The 688-nt window shown below is 58.7% G+C and carries 1 protein-coding gene; it reads right to left on the bottom strand.

From position 1 onward, the window contains the following. Positions 1-208: 208 nt before the first annotated feature. A partial coding sequence (locus ACE5LO_RS27725) for a hypothetical protein (RefSeq protein ID WP_375523136.1) occupies positions 209-688 on the bottom strand: 480 nt, incomplete at its 5' end.

The raw sequence follows: 688 nt of genomic DNA, 5'->3' as shown, positions 1-688 counted from the left end.
GCTACCCATGGTAGCCCTTATGCCGAGCGCAATTCCTCACACGGCTAAAGTCGCGTGTGTCCATGCGCGGTTATGAAACTTACTGCCCGAGTCTTCTTTATGTATTTACGTTCTCGTTCTTATCTTGTAAATACTCAGTAGATTACTAGAGATTTTTTGAGAATTGTATCGCTTTTTTAGCCATAGTCGGCCTCATTCTGCCATGTGTTTAGATCTGTTGGAGAGATGTTTTGTAGCCATCAAAACATGACGCTGGACCGGTCTGCCCGGTTGCGCCAGTTGCACCAGTGGCTCCTGTGGATCCAGTGGCTCCTGTTGCCCCGGTTGCTCCTGTGTCCCCGGTTGCTCCTGTTGCCCCGGTTGCTCCGGTCTGGCCTGTCGGGCCGGTTTGGCCTGTGGCTCCTGTTGCTCCTGTCGCTCCTGTCGCTCCCGTTGCCCCGGTCTCGCCTGTGGCTCCCGTTGCTCCGGTTGCTCCCGTTGCCCCGGTTGCTCCAGTTTGGCCTGTCGGGCCGGTCTGACCTGTGGCTCCCGTTGCTCCTGTTGCTCCTGTCGCCCCGGTTGCTCCGGTCTGGCCTGTCGGGCCGGTTTGGCCTGTGGCTCCTGTCGCTCCTGTTGCTCCCGTTGCCCCGGTTGCTCCAGTTTGGCCTGTCGGGCCGGTCTGACCTGTGGCTCCCGTTGCTCCTGTTGC

The sequence above is a fragment of the Paenibacillus medicaginis genome (assembly GCF_042138635.1).
GTDB classification, from domain to species: Bacteria; Bacillota; Bacilli; order Paenibacillales; family Paenibacillaceae; genus Paenibacillus; species Paenibacillus medicaginis.
This window is presented reverse-complemented; position numbering and strand designations above follow the sequence as displayed.